Annotated in this window: 3 protein-coding genes; all 3 read left to right on the top strand. The window is 59.5% G+C overall.

The window, feature by feature from the left end; genetic code table 11:
* Positions 1 to 428, top strand: a 428-nt coding sequence (slmA, locus tag B3V69_RS01125) for a nucleoid occlusion factor SlmA (RefSeq protein ID WP_296443013.1), incomplete at its 5' end; no start/stop codon positions are given.
* A gap of 187 nt (positions 429 to 615) precedes the next feature.
* The gene (locus B3V69_RS01120; protein WP_296443011.1) at positions 616 to 1,332 is read left to right on the top strand and encodes a TetR/AcrR family transcriptional regulator; all 717 of its coding nucleotides are present in this window, start codon (positions 616 to 618) and stop codon (positions 1,330 to 1,332) included.
* 2 nt (positions 1,333 to 1,334) lie between these two features.
* A partial coding sequence (locus B3V69_RS01115; RefSeq protein ID WP_296443009.1) for an acyl-CoA dehydrogenase N-terminal domain-containing protein occupies positions 1,335 to 1,735 on the top strand: 401 nt, incomplete at its 3' end.

Here is a 1,735-nt window from a genome sequence, read left to right as displayed (position 1 = left end):
TGATCGAGTTCATCGAGCAGACGGTGTTTTCGCTGGTCAACCAGATTGTTGATCGGGAGAGCGCGTCCGACGTCGCGGACGCCGCGGCGGGCCCGCGCCAGGCGCGCAAAGTGGTGGCCATGGTGATGCAGTTCGCCGAGAAAAATCCCGGCATGACGCGCGTCATGGTGGGCGACGCCCTGGTGTTCGAGAACGAACGCCTGCAGCAGCGCATGAACCAGTTTTTTGACAAGATCGAGTCCACCCTCAAGCAATGCCTGCGCGGCGCCGCTGACTTGAGTGGCTCGGCGACGCCCAGTGTGGACACGCAGGTGCGGGCGTCGGTTCTCACGGCCTTCATGGTGGGGCGCCTGCAGCGCTTTGCGCGTTCGGGCTTCAAGCGCCTGCCCTCGGAGCACCTCGAAGCCAGCCTGGCGCTGATTCTGTAATGATTCTCTAAGACTTTTGTGGGACAGACCGCAGCGACACAAAGTGCGCAAGCCCTGTCCCCAACACTTTAGATAGATGCGGGTAAACCCCCGCACCCCTTAGAAAAATCTCTCTAGACGTCGCCGTGGTTGGATGGAAATCATCGAAAGTGCTGCAAAATAGCACGATCGTTCTTTTTTATACGCCATGACCGTTTCTGAATTCCCCACCAAACCCCTGCGCCCCAGCCCTCGACCGGGCTCACGAGGGGGGCGCGCCCTGCAAAAAGGGCGGCAAACCAAGCAGACCATCGTCGATGCCGCCTTGGGGCTGGCGGCGCAAATCGGACTTGAGGGTCTGAGCATTGGCGTCCTGGCGGAGGTGACCCAAATGAGCAAATCAGGTGTTTTTGCCCACTTTGGATCGCGTGAAGAGCTGCAGATTTCCGTCATCCGCGAGTACTACGCCCGGTTTTCCGACGAGATTTTCTCGCCTGCGATGGATGAAGCGCGTGGCTTGCCGCGCGTGCGGGCGCTGTTTTCCAACTGGATGAAACGCGTGGCCGTCGAAATCCAGTCCGGCTGTATCTTTATCAGCGGAGCCGTTGAGTTTGACGACCGGCCCGGGCCGGTGCGTGACGCATTGGCCAGCTCGGTCAAGACCTGGCTGGCGGCCATGTACCGCGCCGTCGTTCAGGCCAAAGAGGAAGGCCAGCTCAATGAGGATGCCGACGAAGAGCAAATGGCCTTCGAAATTCACGGACTCATTCTGGCCTCGCACTATGAAGCCCGCTTTTTGAAAAATCCCGCCTCCGTGGCGCGTGCCAACCAGGGTTTCGAAAACATTCTCACGCGCTACGGCAAGACGGTCGCGGCCGAAACCGCACGCGCCCCCAAATCAAAACCACACTCCAAGGAGAAATAAGCATGCCTACCTATACCCCGCCGCTGCGCGATATGCAGTTTGTGATGCACGAACTGCTCAAGGTCGTTGATGATTTCAAGCAGATTCCCCAGCATGCTGACTTGGATGTGGACACCATCAATGCCGTGCTTGAAGAGGGTGGCAAGTTCGCCGCCGAAGTCACCTTCCCGCTCAACATCAGTGGCGACACCGAGGGTTGCAAGCTGGACCAGGTCACGCATGAGGTGACGACGCCTGCCGGTTTCAAAGAAGCCTACGCCAAGTACATCGAAGGCGGCTGGGCGGCCCTTGGTTGCGACCCGGCCTTTGGCGGCCAGGGCCTGCCGCTGGTGGTGAACCAGATGTTTTACGAGATGCTCAACAGCGCCAACCAGGCCTGGACCATGTACCCCGGTCTGACCCA

The sequence above is a fragment of the Rhodoferax sp. UBA5149 genome, assembly GCF_002413825.1.
Lineage (GTDB): Bacteria > Pseudomonadota > Gammaproteobacteria > Burkholderiales > Burkholderiaceae_C > Rhodoferax.
This window is presented reverse-complemented; position numbering and strand designations above follow the sequence as displayed.

Coding starts and splice junctions, on each gene's coding strand:
- B3V69_RS01120 (WP_296443011.1), top strand. CDS start 616: ATGACCGTTTCTGAATTCCCCACCAAACCCCTGCGCCCCAGCCCTCGA.